Genomic DNA, 15,248 nt, shown 5'->3' on the forward strand with positions numbered 1-15,248 from the left:
TCTGACTTCTAATTATCTTTGTGTCAAAATTTATAAAAGATGTCAAACCCAATTCGTGTGCGTTTTGCACCAAGTCCAACGGGACCTTTGCATATTGGCGGAGTTCGTACTGCCTTATTTAATTATTTGTTTGCCAAAAAACATGGTGGAACTTTCTTTTTAAGAATTGAAGATACTGACCAAAATCGTTTTGTTCCGGGAGCAGAACAATACATCATGGAAGCTTTGGAATGGTTAGGAATTGCTCCTGATGAAACTATTGGCAAGAATGAAAAATTTGGTCCTTACCGTCAAAGCGAAAGAAAGCATTTATATAAACAATATGCTGATCAATTGATTAATTCAGGTTGGGCATACTACGCATTTGATACTCAGGAATCTTTAGATACTTATAGAAAAGCGGAAGAAGAACAAGGAAAAACTTTTATTTACAATCATACTAACAGGGAAAAACTGGATACTTCTTTAGTAATTTCCGCAGAAGAAACATCTCATAGAATTGCTAACGGAGAACATTATGTTATTCGTTTTAAAACTCCTGTAGACGAAATTTTACATTTAAAAGATATTATCCGTGGTCATGTAAAGTTTGAAACTAATCTTTTAGACGATAAAGTTTTGTTTAAAAGTGACGGAATGCCAACTTATCATTTGGCTAATATTGTTGATGATCATTTAATGCAAACTACGCATGTAATTCGTGGTGAGGAATGGTTGCCATCAATGCCTTTGCACGTTTTATTGTATCATGCATTTGGTTGGGCAGCTCCTGAATTTGCTCATTTGCCTTTGATTTTAAAACCGGTTGGAAACGGAAAATTATCAAAACGTGATGGCGATAAATTAGATTTCCCTGTATTCCCTTTAGAATGGAAAACAGAAGAAGGAATTTCGTCAGGATACAGAGAAAAAGGATTTTTCCCGGAAGCAGTAGTCAACTTCTTAGCTTTGTTAGGCTGGAATGACGGAACAGATAAAGAATTATTTTCACTAGAAGAATTAGTTGCAGCTTTTGATTTAAACCGAGTACATAAAGCAGGAGCTAAATTTGATCCGGAAAAAAACAAATGGTTCAATCACCAATATTTAGTTCAGGCTAATGATGAAAAATTAGCAACAGATTTTGCTATACTATTAAAAGAAAAAGGGTTCTCTCCTACTTTAGAATTAACTACAAAAATTGTTTCACTAATTAAAGAACGTGCAAATTTTGTTTCAGAATTCTGGGATTTAAGTGATTTCTTTTTTGTAGCTCCAACTGCTTATGATGAAAAAGCAAAGAAAAACTGGAAGGAAGAAACTCCGGCTTTAATGCAGGAATTAATTTCAGTGCTCGAAGAAATCACCGATTTTACTTCTGTTAATATTGAAACCATTGTTAAAGACTGGTTAACTAAAAATGAAATTGGAATGGGTAAAGTAATGCAGCCTTTCCGATTGAGTTTAGTAGGAGCTTTAAAAGGTCCTCACCTATTTGACATTGTTGAAATCATCGGAAAAGATGAAACCATTTCAAGACTTCAAAAAGCTATTGAAAGCATATAAAACTAAAAGTCCCGACAATTAATCGGGACTTTTTTTATAGATAAATAATAACATTTCCGTTTAAAATTCCTGGATTTCCTTTAAAATGATAACCCAAGTTTTTAGAATTCAAGTTCCCTAACATATTTGAAATTCCGTATTGATAGGAAACATTCAGTCTAAAATGTTTGGCTCCAGCTGTAATTCCTGCCGTTGGATAAAAATTAAATTTACCAATATCAACAATATCTTTGGCTTGTAAAGTAGTTCCTGAAATCACATTGTTTTCTTTTCCTGACTCTACTTTAAATTTTCCATTTACCTGAACTAATGGTCCAAATTCAACCGATAGACAATTTTCAATTAAAACATAACTTAATTGCAATGAAATTTGAGCTGAAGGTAATTTATAATTTACATCTTCTTTACCAAAAACCAATTCGTCTGTAGCTACCGAAAAGTTATTTTCAGAAAACTGAATAGCATACACCATATCCCAATTGTCATAAAAATTTCCACGCATAGAAAGACCTGCATTCCAGCCATTTCCTGGTTTTGTATCAAAATTATTGGTGTTTAGAGTAAATTGATTCACTCCTGCAGTAATTCCAATTCGGTTTGAATCACGATAATTATATTGGGAATAACCTGATATTGAAACTAAAAACAACAAAAAATATAACGATGACTTTTTCATAAGAATACTTTTAACAAGCGCAAACCTAAAGTTTTTTTGTAATTTAACAGATAATTTTTAACTAATTTATTTGCTATGAGTGTACCATTTCTTTTTTTGTTATTTATTGTATTATTTATTTTCCTTTCCTCCTTCTTCACCGTTAAACAACAAACGGCTGTTATTATAGAGCGTTTTGGAAAATTTCAAAGTATCAGACATTCGGGTTTACAACTAAAAATTCCTTTAATCGATCGAATTGCCGGGCGTGTGAATTTAAAAATTCAACAATTGGATGTAATTATTGAAACAAAAACTAAAGATAATGTTTTTGTCAAACTAAAAGTTTCAGTTCAGTTTATGGTGGTTAAAGAAACCGTTTATGATGCTTTTTATAAATTAGAATATCCACACGATCAGATAACTTCTTATGTATTTGACGTAGTACGTGCCGAAGTTCCAAAGTTAAAATTAGATGATGTTTTTGAACGAAAAGACGATATTGCTGTTGCGGTAAAAAGAGAATTAAACGAAGCCATGACTACTTATGGATATACAATTATTAACACTTTAGTTACCGATATTGATCCGGATATTCAGGTAAAAAATGCAATGAACCGAATTAATGCTGCCGACAGAGAAAAAACAGTAGCAGAATATGAAGCGGAAGCATCAAGAATTAGAATTGTTGCTAAAGCAAAAGCTGAAGCTGAAAGCAAACGTTTACAAGGACAGGGAATTGCCGATCAAAGACGTGAAATTGCCCGTGGATTAGTAGAAAGTGTAGATGTTTTAAACGGAGTTGGAATCAATTCTCAGGAAGCTTCTGCCCTAATTGTGGTTACCCAACATTATGATACTTTACAAGCAATAGGTTCAGATACTAATTCTAATTTGATTTTGTTACCAAATTCTCCACAAGCCGGAAGTGATATGTTAAACAATATGGTAGCCAGTTTTACTGCCAGTAATTTAGTAGGTGAATCTATGAAAAAGAATATTAAATCAATTAAAAAGAAAACGGAAGAACCAGAAAAACCTTCAGAAGAAGATAATAATCAAATATAAAACTAAAAAAGAGGCTTTAATCGCCTCTTTTTTTATGTCTAAACCATTTTATAATAATTGGTATCAAAATTCTTAAAACAGTTGCGTATGAGCTAAAAAAAGTGCTTTTAACGCTATCTATAACATTAGTTGTAAGATTTAAAAAAGTAAAACTCTCTTTTGTCTTTTGAATATTAAAAACTAACTTTTGATAGCTGATTTCTTTTTCGATTTTTAAAATTTCAAGTTCCCTATCAATTTGAGCATAAGAAGAATATTTTTTTGTTTGCATAATAATTAATCATTAAAAAATATTTCTGAAAATTTCTCTAAAATAGGTCCTTCAACAATTTTATCTTTTATTAAAAATAATAAAGCAGTTATTACAACATAGATAAAACCAACACTAAGAAAACCAATAGTATAACTTTCAAAATAATTACCAATAGCAAAAGCTAAGGCAACTGAAAAAAATAAAAGTACCATACAAATACACACTAAAATTAAGGTGAACTTAAAAATCATTGTAGTTGATTTCATAGCCATCTTAAACGCTAATAATTTATAGTAAGAAAGATTCTTTTCTATATAATCCTTAGTTTGTTCCTGTATATTTTCTGTATGTTCTTTTAATTCATCAAAAGCCATAATGTTCTGTTTCTATATTCTAAAGAAATTAATTTTTATGAAGTTTAGCATTTTTTTCTTTTAAATCAGCTAATTTCTTTTCTAAAAAAGTAATTACATCTTCTGTTTTATAACTCATATTAGAAAGCATTTCTTCATAAGTATGTTCTAAATCAACTTTGGCATTAACTAATTTAGTTTTCATTCCTTTTTCAAGATCTTTGTATCCATCTTTAATTTTTTGTCTGGTTTTATCTCCTTTATCCGGAGCAAACAAAATTCCTAATACAGCTCCTATTGCAGCACCACTAGCAAGAGCTATTAAAGTTTTTCCTGTATTACTTGTTGCCATAATATGTTCTTTTTAAGTTTCTTATAAAGATACTAATAAATTTAAAAAAATTCTTAAAAGAATTACTATAAAAAAATTATAATATTTTTCATTCATAAAAGAAAATTAAATATTCGAACTCATACTAAATTTAAAATAAAGTAGTACTATTTACAGGTTACCACTTCATAAGTATCGTTTTATTAATCAAACACAATTTTAAGTCTAAAAAAACACTAAAAATCAAAATAAAGACTTGTATTAAACGAAAAAATAAAGAATGAATATTTTATCAAAGAATTTAAAAAAATAGCTTAAAACTAAAATATAGAAGTTGTTTTTAATTGTAAAATTCTATAATTATTTTATAAAAAATAGATTTTTATAATAATAAAAAAAAGCGCTTAATAAGCGCTTTTTGATAATTATAATTTATTTTAAAAAATCTTCAATAAATTCTAATTCTCTTTCGGTAGAACTCTTAGGAGGATTTTCTTTTAATTTCAAAATTTCATCTTTAAAGGAATTTTTGAACTCCGAATCAAAATCTAATTTGTTTAAATTTAAAATAGCTCTTGATCGAACAAAAGTAGATTCACTTCTTAAAGACATCGTGAATAACTTTTGTAATTCCTCTATTTCATAATCAGCTGTTTTTAAAACTGAATATTTCAAAATCAAATTAGCAAACAACAAAGAACTTTTGTTGTTATTAATATTCTTTTTGAACGAATTTTGTAATAAACTGTAATTAGAAATTCCGGCTAAGGTCTCTCCTATTGCTTTTCTAATTGCAATACGCTCTTCGCGTGTACCAACTTTAAAATATTTATTGATATCTTTTAAAGCATTATTAATACTATTATTGTCTTTTTTTCCTTTTTCTTCCCAGGCATCTTTTAAACCTACAGTCTTGTTAAATACTAATTTAGAAGAAGTTGAATCCTTATCAACATTAAAATAACCCAAACGTTGAAACTGGAATTTATCTCCCGAAACAGCTGTAGCTAAGCTTGGTTCCACAAATCCTTTTATAATTACTAACGAATTTGGATTAATAAATTCTAAAAAGTTTTTCTCTTTATGACTGTCTGGTGCTTCATCAATAAACAAACGATCATATAAACGAACTTCTGCTTCAACTGCATGCTGTATAGAAACCCAATGCAAAGTTCCGGCAACTTTTCTTTTAGAAGCTTCTGTCCCGCTTCCACTCAAAGAATCGGTATCATAAGTTACATGAATTTCAGTAATATTTCCTGCTGCATCTTTTACAACACTTTCTCCTTTAATGATATAGGCATTTTTAAGACGTACTTCATTACCCAAACTCAAACGGAAAAATTTAGCAGGAGCCTCTTCTAAAAAGTCTTCTCTTTCTATATATAATTCTTTAGAAAAAGGTACTTTTCTATAACCTGCATTTTCATCTTCCTGATTGTTTTCGGCATCCAGAAGTTCTTCTTTTCCTTCAGGATAATTAGTAATAATCACTTTTACAGGATCTAAAACTGCCATAACACGAGGCGCAGTTTTATTTAAATCATCTCTTAAACAAAATTCTAATAAAGAGAAATCTATAATATTTTCACGCTTGGCAACTCCAATATTGTCACAGAATTTTCTAATAGAAGCAGCTGTATAACCTCTTCTTCTTAAACCGGAAATAGTTGGCATTCTTGGATCATCCCATCCGGAAACAAAATTTTCCTGAACTAATTGTAACAACTTTCTTTTGCTCATTACAGTATAATTCAGGTTTAAACGAGCAAATTCATATTGATGTGGTCTAACAAGATTTTCATCATAAATTTGATCTAAAAACCAGTTGTATAACTCCCTGTGCATCACAAATTCTAAAGTACAAATAGAATGAGAAACCTGCTCTAAATAATCACTTTCCCCATGAGTATAATCATACATAGGGTAAATACACCAATCATCACCCGTTCTGTGATGTTCTTTATGTAAAACGCGGTACATAATAGGATCACGCATTAACATATTAGAAGAAGCCATATCAATTTTAGCTCTTAAAACATGAGTACCTTCTCCAAAATCACCTTTTTTCATTCCTTCAAAAAGAGCTAAATTCTCTTCTATAGAACGATTTCTATACGGACTATCAACTCCAGGCTGAGAAGGCGTTCCTTTTTGTTCCGCCATAGCCTCAGAAGATTGACTGTCAATATAAGCTTTACCGTTTTTAATCAATAAAATTGCCCAGTCATACAATTGTTGGAAATAATCAGAAGCATATAATTCCTTATCCCATTGGAATCCTAACCATTGCAAATCTTCTTTGATAGCATCTACATATTCCTGCTCTTCCTTAGCCGGATTAGTATCATCAAAACGCAAATTTACAGGCGCATTGTACTTTAATCCTAAACCAAAATTCAAACAAATTGATTTAGCATGTCCAATATGCAAATACCCATTAGGTTCAGGAGGAAAACGAAATCTTAATTTATTTTGTGGAAAACCATTAGTTAGGTTTTCTTCGATAATTTGTTCTATAAAATGCAGTGATTTTTCTTCGGTTGACATGTCGTAATATTAAAAAGACAAAGTTATCAAAATAGTTCATTAAATAAGAATTCATAGAATTGCTTATTTGCTTAAAATCTATAAATTTCAAATATATTTGCACTTTTCAACAAAATAAAACAAAGCAATAATAAAACAGATACATGCAAACTATAAAATTAAAAAATATACGCACTTTTTCCTATCATGGATGTTTAGTCGAAGAAGGAAAAATAGGCTCTGAATACACTGTTAACTTAGAAATTAAAGCTGATTTACAAAAATCAACACAATCAGATGAATTAGTAGATACGGTAGATTATGTACATTTAAATAAAATTGTGGTGGAAGAAATGGCAATTCGTTCGCAATTATTAGAACATGTGGCTAAAAGAATCAATACCAGAATTTTTAATGAATTGCCAATGGTAATGAAAACTACTGTTGAAGTTTCTAAAATCAATCCTCCTATTGGTGGTGATGTTGAATCAGTTACCATTATCTTAGAAGAAAATAGAAATTAAAATACCAACTATTATAAAATTCCAAATTCCAAAAGAATTGGATTAAGTTTTTTTATTTGGAATTTGACATTTGGAATTTAGATTATTTATTTTACCTTTGCAGTCCATTAAAACAATGGCGTCGTGGCCGAGCGGCTAGGCTGGGCTCTGCAAAAGCTCCTACTCCGGTTCGAATCCGGACGATGCCTCAAAAAGAGATACAGAAATGTGTCTCTTTTTTTTTTATATTTAGTCATTGCGAGCGCAGCGAAGCAATCCTACTTTATTATTCACGCTATGTGATTGCTTCGCTACGCTCGCAATGACATAAAAAAAACCGCTTATCAAAGCGGTTTAAATATTCAATTTTTATTATTGTTTCTCAATATTTTGAAAAGCTTTTTTAACCATTTCTTTTTCTTTTGGAAACCAACCCTGAGTTATTAATACTACTCCGAAAACCATTAAAACAATACTGATTCCTTTTTTAATTCTGAGAATATTTCCCGGAGTCATTTTAGACTGTAATTGTTTAGCCAATAAAATTTTAATACAATCAACCAGCAAATAAGTGATAATTACGGTACTAAAAAAAGTCATCATTCTGGAAGTCTGCATGTCTAATTTTGGTCCTACAGAGATAATTACAGCTAGCCAAAAACCTAAAACACCAATGTTGATAACATTCAAAAAAAGTCCTTTTATAAACAAACCAAAATAGTCTTTTTTAATAATCTCGTTATCTATTTTTTTGGTATTAATTCGTTTCTCTTTGTGTAAACCGATATACGAAATAACTCCGTAAGCCAACATTAAAATACCTCCAAAAATAAAAAGAGCCGGTTTATCTTTCAAACTTTGAATTAGTCTGAAACTCCCCAGATAAGCTATTGCAATAAAAATAATATCTCCAGAAACTACCCCTAAATCAAAAACAAGAGCGGCCCTGAATCCTTTTACAATACTGGTTTCCAGTAAAATAAAAAAAACAGGACCAATCATAAAACTCAGGAAAACTCCCCAGGGAATACCTGATAAAATATCGTTAATCATTAATTTTAGAATTTATTAAAGAATAAAAATACATCTTTTTTATTCTTTTTCTTCGATTTTTCCTCCTAAAATTGTTTGTTGATTAATTTGCTTTGGTTTTCCATAGATAGAAACTGTTCCTCCTGCTTTTACTTTTGCATCAACTAATGTACTTGCATTAATTTCAGCATTTCCTCCGGCTGAGAGATTTACAGTAGTTTGAGAAGTATGCAAATTTCTGGCTTTCAATATACCTCCTGACATGATAACCACATCCTGATTAGCGGCAGCTCCGCTCAATTCAATCACTCCACCGGTTACAGCTTTAACATTTACTTTTTGAGCATCTACTTTTACATTTATTTTAGCTCCTTCTTTAGCACTTAAATCAAAAATAGTTTGTTTAAAAACGGCATCACCTGAAACTGAAGAACCTTCAGTAGCCGAAATTTCATCTATATTTTTATAATATAATTTAATAGAAACAGCATCGCCGGATAACATTTGTTTTAATTGCATTCTTAATTTCAATTCACCATTGTTATTGACTACCTCTACTTCTTTTTCTTTATCACCGCTAATAATAACCTTATTTTCATTCGAAGCTATTAACGTAACTTTCAGTTTATCAAATACTTTTACTGAATTAAAATCACCTAATTTTTTGGTTATTTGTGCAAATGTTACTTGTGATGTAATTGCAATTACTACTAAAAATACTTTTTTCATTTTCATTTTCATTAATTTACTGTTTCTTCTGATCTTCTTAAAAAATTAAAATCCAATTGTTTTTTAACTAAATCGGCATTTTTAACCTTAACGTAAATTTCGTCTCCTAATTGTAATAATTTGTTTGAAGTTGCTCCAACCAAGGCATATTGTTTCTCATCGAAAGTATAATAATCTTCTTTAATGTCTCTGGTTCTGATCATTCCTTCACATTTATTTTCGATAATTTCAACATAAATTCCCCACTCAGTCACACCCGAAATAACACCTAAAAACTCCTGATCCTGATGATCCTGCATGTATTTTACCTGCATGTATTTTATCGAATCCCTTTCGGCATTGGTAGCTAAACCTTCCATTGTAGAACAATGCAAACATTTAGTTTCAAACAATTCCTCATCAGCCGATTTTCCGCCGTCCAGATAATACTGTAACAAACGATGCACCATAACGTCAGGATAACGACGAATAGGTGAAGTAAAATGTGAATAATATTCAAAAGCTAATCCGTAATGACCAATATTATCCGTAGAATATTTAGCCTTACTCATACTTCTGATAGCCAATGTATCGATTAAATTTTGTTCTTTTTTTCCGCTTACATCTTCCATCAGTTTATTCAACGATTTGGAAATATCTCCAGGATTACGGAAATCAATTTTATAACCAAATTTTGCAATTACATTTTGCATCGCAATTAATTTATCTTCATTTGGTTCATCGTGAATTCTGTAAACAAATGTTTTCTTTTGTTTACCAATAAATTCTGCTACTCTCCTATTAGCCAATAACATAAATTCTTCAATTAAATGATTGGCATCTTTAGCTATTTTAAAATAAACGCCTTCCGGTTCACCTTCGGCATCCAAATTGAATTTTACTTCTACTTTATCAAATGAAATAGCTCCTTCATTCATTCTCCTTTTGCGGAAAATTTTAGCTAATTCGTCCAATTTAAGCGTTGCTGAGACAATTTCTGGAGAAACCTGATAAGAAGTTCCGGTTAATGAAATTTCTTCCGGAATCACATCGTTTTTAGTTTCTATGATGTATTGTGCTTCTTCATAAGCAAATCGTTGATCAGAAAAGATAACTGTTCGACCAAACCATTGATTGACAACCTGGCATTTTTCGGTAATTTCAAACACAGCCGAAAAAGTATATTTCTCTTCCTGCGGACGCAACGAACAGGCGAAATTAGATAACACTTCAGGTAACATTGGCACTACTCTATCCACCAAATACACCGAAGTGGCTCTTTGATAAGCTTCATCATCTAAGATAGTTCCTTCTTCTAAATAATGCGAAACATCAGCAATGTGAATACCAATTTCGTAGTTTCCATTTTCCAATTTTTTAAAAGAAAGTGCATCATCAAAATCCTTAGCATCTTTTGGATCAATGGTAAAAGTCAGCGTATCTCGCATATCACGACGCTTAGCAATTTCAGCCTCAGATATCGAAGTATCAATTTTTTGAGCATAAGTTTCTACTTCAATAGGAAATTCAGCAGGCAAACCATATTCGGCTAAAATTGCATGAATTTCAGTATCATGTTCTCCTGGTCTTCCCAGAACTTTAGTCACTTTTCCAAAAGGGCTATCGGCTCTTTTAGGCCAGTCTTCGATATGAACTAAAACTACATCTCCGTTTTGAGCTTCCCCTAAATTATCTTTTGGAATAAAAATATCCGTGTACATTTTTGGATTGGCAGTCGATACAAAAGCAAAGTTTTTTTGAATATCAATTACCCCAACAAAGTCAGTTTTAGCTCTTTCTAAAACTTTAATAACTTCACCTTCAGGACGTTTTCCTCTTCTTCGATTATAAACGTAAACGCTTACTCTGTCTTTATCTAAAGCACGATTTAAATTATTCGTTGGAATAAAAATATCTTCTTCAAATTCATCACAAATAAAATAAGCAGTTTTTCTACTTGTCATATCTATAGTTCCTTCGTAATAATCCTGGCTAACCGCTTTGATTAAATATTTTCCCGGTTCCGATTCTGTAATTTTCTTTTCGGCAGCAAGAATCTTTAAATCTTTTATAATTTGATTTCTGCTTTGCGTATCATCTTTATCTAAAATAGCAGCTATCTGCTTATAATTAAAGGCTTTATTAGCACTGTTAGATAATATTTTTATAATTTTATCAGAGAAATTTTTCTCTTTCTTGGCAGGCTTTCTTAATCTTTTTCCCATACGTCTTTTCTTAAAAGTCGAAAATTACAAAATAGTTAGGCAGTTCTAAAGAAAAGAATCAGTTTTAAATAAAATATAACGTATTAAGAATAGTTTCAAACTTTACAAAAACCACTCAATATGGAAACTTTTATTACCATTGCTACTTTTGATTACGTTCACGAAATCGAAATTCTAAAACACCGTTTAGATCAGGAATCTTTACAATACTTTTTTGAAAACGAAATCATGTCTTCCATCGCTCCCATGTATTCAACGGCTCTTGGCGGAATCAAACTTAAAATTCATCCTAACGATTTTCAAACCGTAAAAGCAATTCTTCAGGAAATGAAATACAATAACAATCTAAAAATTGTTTAAGCTTTTCAAAGTTGTCAACATATATTAATATTATAAAAAAGAAATTTTAAAATTTTAAAAAATATTTATTGTTATTATAGTATGTTAATAGCCGCAATAATTTTTTTAGAATTTGTTTTTAAATGAAGTTTTTCTTCGTTATCAAGAGTTATTAACATAGTTATTTTTAGCTAAATATTTAATTTTTAAGGATTTTTAAATTGTAATTAACAACCGTTGATAACCTGAAATTAATTTAAATTGTAAATAAGTTCGTTGTTAATAAATGTTAATAACCTCAATTTTGAATATTGATAACTATTCTAAAAATTCAGGAAACTTTGTTTGGATTTTTAATCCCGGTTTTTGATTATAAATTTTTTCTTTTCAAGCAAAAAAAACTTCTAATTTTCTTTCTATACTTATTAACATTTTATGTTAAATTAAAGTTATTTGAAAATCAGCTAATTATGAATTGCTATTAACAATGTAAAATTTTAACAAATTAATTATAGGATACTAATTGATTTACAGTAATTTATAAATTATCATAAATGTTAATAAAGTACTTATCTATCTCAAAATGTGCTAATTATAAGTTAAAAATAGCTTCTTAATTTCCCTTATTTTAAATAAACAATAAAATACAAATTAGTTTTGGTAAATTTGCTGCAAATTAAATACATATAAAATGAAAATTTCAATAGGAAACGATCACGCAGGACCAGAATATAAAAAAGCAATTGTTCAATATTTAGAATCAAAAGGACATCAGGTAACTAATTATGGAACTGATACAGAGGCTTCTGTAGATTATCCTGATTTTGGTCATCCTGTTGCTAGTGATGTTGAAGAAGGAAAAGCTGATTTTGGAATTGTTATTTGCGGAAGCGGTAACGGAATAGCGATGACTGTTAATAAACACGCCGGAGTTAGAGCTGGTTTATGTTGGACAAAAGAAATTGCATATTTAACACGTTTGCATAACGATGCTAATATTGTGAGTATTCCGGCACGTTATACATCAATTCAACAAGCTGTTGAAATTGTGGAGACTTTCTTAGAAACTGCTTTTGAAGGTGGAAGACATCAAAATCGTGTGGATAAAATAGCATGTAAATAAAAAAAAATCGCGGTGCTACGCACCAAATAAAATAGTAAAGCCCGGTGAAAAACCGGGCTTTTTTTATGTTCAGATGTATTATTTAGATTTTATTTTGTAAAAAATTAAAATAGATATAAATCAATGTAATTTGGATTATAACAATCAACCAAAATTTTAATAAATAACTCCGTTTAGAAGTTTTATGGCTGAAAATCAGCATTGCTAATCCTAATCCAATAGTTCCGCCAAAAAGTGTAAAACTCAAAAGTGTTCTTTCAGGTATTCTGTGTTTGTTATTTTTTGCTAAATATTTGTCATAGCCAATGAGTATAAATGCAATAAGATTCAGAATTAAAAAACGGTAGAATAAAAGCATTATTGACAAATAATAAAAAGTTAAAGATAGTATTTTAGCCATTCGATTTAGCTAAATTGCCACTTGATTAAAATTTACAAATTAGAATGACAAATATAGATTTCATCTCAAAAACCGTTACTACAAGCCCGAAAAATATTGAAAAAACCGTTCAGCTTTTACAGGAAGATTGCACCATTCCGTTTATTTCCCGTTATCGAAAAGACATGACCGGAAATTTGGATGAAACGGTTATTGAACAAATTGCAAAATTGCAAAAAGAGTACGAAACCATTGTAAAACGCAAAGAAAGTATTTTGAGTTCTATTGAAGAACAAAATGCCTTAACTCCTGAATTGAAATCTAAAATTGAGCAAAGTTTTGATCTTCAATACATAGAAGATTTGTATTTGCCGTATAAAAAGAAAAAACGTACTAAAGCTGATGTTGCCCGTGAAAATGGTTTGGAACCTTTGGCTAAAATTATAATGTCACAAAATAACGATGATGTTGATTTCCTGGCATCAAAATATTTAAACGAAAATGTAATCAATGAAGATGCCGCTTTGCAAGGCGCAAGAGATATTATTGCCGAATGGATTAACGAAAATATCTTTGTTCGTAAACAATTACGCCGATTGTATCAGCGAAAAGCAACGATAACAACAAAGGTTGTAAAATCGAAAAAAGAGGAGGAAGGGGCTCAAAAATTTAGTCAGTATTTTGAGTGGGAAGAAAATCTAACCAAAGCACCGGCGCACCGTTTAATGGCCATGTTACGTGCCGAAAATGAGGGTTTTATCAAGTTTAAAGTCGAAACAGATATTGATGAAGCCTATGATATTATTGATGAATTAGTGTTAAAAGGACAAAATAATTGTACACCTCATGTACAATTGGCTATTGAGGACAGTTATAAACGATTACTGCAACCGGCAATATCCAATGAAATTCTGCAAGAGGCAAAAGCCAAGGCTGACGGAAATTCTATTCAGGTTTTTGCTAATAATTTAAGTCAATTGTTATTAGCTCCGCCTTTGGGAGAAAAACGAATTTTAGCTATTGATCCGGGTTATCGATCTGGTTGTAAAGTGGTTTGTTTGGATGAAAAAGGGGATTTATTATACAATGAAACCATTTATCCGCATGCGCCACAAAACGAGCAATCCATGGCGATGAAAAAGATAAAATCCATGGTCAATGCCTATAATATTGATGCTATTTCTATAGGAAACGGAACCGCTTCACGCGAAACCGAATTTTTGATCAAAAAGATTGCGTTTGACCGTCCGGTGCAGGTTTTTGTAGTTTCCGAAGCCGGAGCTTCGGTATATTCGGCTTCTAAAACGGCCCGTGAAGAATTTCCAAATTATGATGTAACCGTTCGTGGTTCGGTTTCTATAGGAAGAAGATTGAGTGATCCTTTAGCCGAATTGGTAAAAATTGACCCAAAAGCCATTGGTGTAGGGCAGTACCAACACGATGTAGATCAAAGTAAACTAAAAGAAGAATTGGATACCACAGTGGTGCGTTGTGTGAACTCGGTGGGTGTAAATTTAAATACAGCCAGTAAACATTTGTTAAGTTATGTGAGTGGAATAGGAGAGAAGCTGGCCGAAAATATTGTGAATTATCGTTCGGAAAACGGTCCTTTTGAAGATAGAAAACAACTAAAAAAAGTACCACGTTTGGGCGATAAAGCGTATCAGCAGGCGGCCGCTTTTATTCGTATTAAAGAAGGTAAAAATCCATTGGATAATTCGGCTGTGCATCCTGAAGCTTATGCTGTTGTTGAAAAAATGGCCAAAGATTTAAAATTGAAAGTAAACGATTTAATTGGGAATAAAGAAAAGACAGCTTTAATTAAGCCCGAAAATTATATTACCCCTGAAATAGGTTTATTAACCTTAAAAGACATTTTAAAAGAGTTAGAAAAACCGGGATTAGATCCTCGAAAAGCGGCTAAAATCTTTGAATTTGATCCAAATGTAAAATCGATTTCCGATTTAAAATCCGGAATGATTTTACCCGGAATTGTTAATAACATTACCAATTTTGGCTGTTTTGTGGATATCGGAATCAAAGAAAGCGGTTTGGTTCATATTTCTCAGCTCAAAGCCGGTTTCGTGAGTGATGTAAATGAAGTAGTAAAATTACACCAGCATGTTGAAGTAAAAGTCACTGAAGTAGATGAAGACAGAAAGCGTATTCAGTTGACAATGATTTTGTAAAATCATTAAAAATAAA

The 15,248-nt window shown here is 30.9% G+C and carries 15 protein-coding genes and 1 tRNA gene; 7 read left to right on the forward strand and 9 right to left on the reverse strand.

The genetic code is table 11. The annotated features are described in order from the left end of the window. Nucleotides 1-39: 39 nt before the first annotated feature. A complete protein-coding gene (gene gltX, locus BLR17_RS02785; protein WP_066327888.1) occupies nt 40-1,545 on the forward strand; it encodes a glutamate--tRNA ligase in 1,506 nt (501 codons plus the stop codon). Nucleotides 1,546-1,579: 34 nt separating this feature from the next. On the opposite strand, the gene BLR17_RS02790 is transcribed toward gltX, so the two are convergent. Continuing rightward, a complete protein-coding gene (locus BLR17_RS02790; RefSeq protein WP_066327886.1) occupies nt 1,580-2,221 on the reverse strand; it encodes a hypothetical protein in 642 nt (213 codons plus the stop codon). Between the two features lie 75 nt (nt 2,222-2,296). Between BLR17_RS02790 and BLR17_RS02795 the strand changes: the two genes are divergently transcribed. Further along, nucleotides 2,297-3,268 carry an SPFH domain-containing protein gene (locus BLR17_RS02795; RefSeq protein ID WP_066327884.1) on the forward strand — a complete coding sequence of 324 codons (972 nt, stop codon included), beginning with the start codon at nt 2,297-2,299 and terminating at the stop codon, nt 3,266-3,268. Between the two features lie 16 nt (nt 3,269-3,284). Here the strand turns inward: BLR17_RS02795 and BLR17_RS02800 are convergent, their stop codons facing one another. From BLR17_RS02800 to BLR17_RS02815, 4 genes are all read right to left on the reverse strand, one after another. After that, nucleotides 3,285-3,539: a DUF6327 family protein gene (locus tag BLR17_RS02800; protein ID WP_066327880.1), complete on the reverse strand. Its 255-nt coding sequence runs from the start codon at nt 3,537-3,539 to the stop codon at nt 3,285-3,287. 5 nt (nt 3,540-3,544) lie between these two features. Continuing rightward, nucleotides 3,545-3,895, reverse strand: a complete 351-nt coding sequence (locus BLR17_RS02805; protein ID WP_066327879.1) for a phage holin family protein — start codon at nt 3,893-3,895, stop codon at nt 3,545-3,547. Between the two features lie 28 nt (nt 3,896-3,923). Next, nucleotides 3,924-4,226, reverse strand: a complete 303-nt coding sequence (locus tag BLR17_RS02810) for a YtxH domain-containing protein (RefSeq protein WP_066327876.1) — start codon at nt 4,224-4,226, stop codon at nt 3,924-3,926. A gap of 411 nt (nt 4,227-4,637) precedes the next feature. Continuing rightward, the gene (locus BLR17_RS02815; protein WP_066327873.1) at nt 4,638-6,755 is read right to left on the reverse strand and encodes a glutamine--tRNA ligase/YqeY domain fusion protein; all 2,118 of its coding nucleotides are present in this window, start codon (nt 6,753-6,755) and stop codon (nt 4,638-4,640) included. Between the two features lie 143 nt (nt 6,756-6,898). On the opposite strand from BLR17_RS02815, the gene folB reads away from it, so the two are divergent. Continuing rightward, the gene (gene folB, locus BLR17_RS02820) at nt 6,899-7,258 is read left to right on the forward strand and encodes a dihydroneopterin aldolase (RefSeq protein WP_066327871.1); all 360 of its coding nucleotides are present in this window, start codon (nt 6,899-6,901) and stop codon (nt 7,256-7,258) included. Nucleotides 7,259-7,375: 117 nt separating this feature from the next. Then, nucleotides 7,376-7,446, forward strand: a tRNA-Cys gene (locus BLR17_RS16470). A gap of 163 nt (nt 7,447-7,609) precedes the next feature. Here BLR17_RS16470 and BLR17_RS02825 read toward each other — a convergent pair. From BLR17_RS02825 to rnr, 3 genes are read right to left on the reverse strand one after another with little or no spacing between them, the layout of a single operon-like run. Further along, nucleotides 7,610-8,290, reverse strand: coding sequence for a LysE family translocator (locus tag BLR17_RS02825; RefSeq protein ID WP_066327869.1), 681 nt, complete (start codon nt 8,288-8,290; stop codon nt 7,610-7,612). 39 nt (nt 8,291-8,329) lie between these two features. After that, nucleotides 8,330-8,998, reverse strand: a complete 669-nt coding sequence (locus BLR17_RS02830) for a head GIN domain-containing protein (RefSeq protein ID WP_066328484.1) — start codon at nt 8,996-8,998, stop codon at nt 8,330-8,332. A gap of 11 nt (nt 8,999-9,009) precedes the next feature. Continuing rightward, nucleotides 9,010-11,202, reverse strand: coding sequence for a ribonuclease R (rnr, locus tag BLR17_RS02835; protein WP_066327867.1), 2,193 nt, complete (start codon nt 11,200-11,202; stop codon nt 9,010-9,012). A gap of 120 nt (nt 11,203-11,322) precedes the next feature. Between rnr and BLR17_RS02840 the strand changes: the two genes are divergently transcribed. Both BLR17_RS02840 and rpiB read left to right on the forward strand, forming a co-directional pair. Continuing rightward, nucleotides 11,323-11,562: a hypothetical protein gene (locus BLR17_RS02840; RefSeq protein ID WP_066327860.1), complete on the forward strand. Its 240-nt coding sequence runs from the start codon at nt 11,323-11,325 to the stop codon at nt 11,560-11,562. A gap of 670 nt (nt 11,563-12,232) precedes the next feature. Continuing rightward, on the forward strand, nt 12,233-12,664 hold the full coding sequence (gene rpiB, locus BLR17_RS02845; protein ID WP_066327858.1) for a ribose 5-phosphate isomerase B: 432 nt from the start codon (nt 12,233-12,235) through the stop codon (nt 12,662-12,664). Nucleotides 12,665-12,746: 82 nt separating this feature from the next. Here rpiB and BLR17_RS02850 read toward each other — a convergent pair whose 3' ends face one another. Next, nucleotides 12,747-13,064: a DUF1294 domain-containing protein gene (locus BLR17_RS02850; protein WP_245683109.1), complete on the reverse strand. Its 318-nt coding sequence runs from the start codon at nt 13,062-13,064 to the stop codon at nt 12,747-12,749. A gap of 44 nt (nt 13,065-13,108) precedes the next feature. Here BLR17_RS02850 and BLR17_RS02855 point away from each other — a divergent pair, with 44 nt between their 5' ends. Further along, nucleotides 13,109-15,232, forward strand: coding sequence for a Tex family protein (locus BLR17_RS02855; RefSeq protein ID WP_066327855.1), 2,124 nt, complete (start codon nt 13,109-13,111; stop codon nt 15,230-15,232). The last annotated feature ends 16 nt before the right edge of the window (nt 15,233-15,248 follow it).

Origin of the sequence: Flavobacterium glycines (assembly GCF_900100165.1) — a bacterium.
In the GTDB taxonomy this organism is placed as follows: domain Bacteria; phylum Bacteroidota; class Bacteroidia; order Flavobacteriales; family Flavobacteriaceae; genus Flavobacterium; species Flavobacterium glycines.